This window comes from Bradyrhizobium sp. TM239 (assembly GCF_036247985.1).
Classification (GTDB): Bacteria; Pseudomonadota; Alphaproteobacteria; order Rhizobiales; family Xanthobacteraceae; genus Bradyrhizobium; species Bradyrhizobium ottawaense.
In genome coordinates this window covers 1-344 of the sequence record NZ_BTIR01000073.1, presented here as the reverse complement: position 1 = coordinate 344, position 344 = coordinate 1, and the positions used below count along the sequence as shown (strand labels likewise).

Here is a 344-nt window from a genome sequence, read left to right as displayed (position 1 = left end):
CGGTCGACGAGCCGCCGGCGGCGCATTTCGCGCTGACCGCCAAGATCGCCGCGCGTAATGGATTGACGAATCTCTCGATGGGCATGAGCGCGGATTTCGCCAACGCCATCATGCTAGGTGCCACCCATGTGCGGGTGGGCAGCGCGATCTTCGGGCACAGGTGATTGCTGTCGGCGGGGGCAGTCTGGATTGCCTCGAGCCGGGACCCAGAGCAACACCGTACAGTGCGGCGAAATGGGACCTGCTCTGCAGCGCACCGCCAAAAGCGCTGCGCTGCGAACGTGGCACGATCAGCGAAGCGCGGCGCTCGCAATCACCTAGCTCTTATACACATCTGACGCTGC

General features: G+C 64.0%; 1 pseudogene. It reads left to right on the top strand.

From position 1 onward, the window contains the following. Positions 1-164, top strand: a pseudogene (locus AABA84_RS34965) (YggS family pyridoxal phosphate-dependent enzyme); the annotation flags it as partial. Positions 165-344 lie beyond the last annotated feature (180 nt).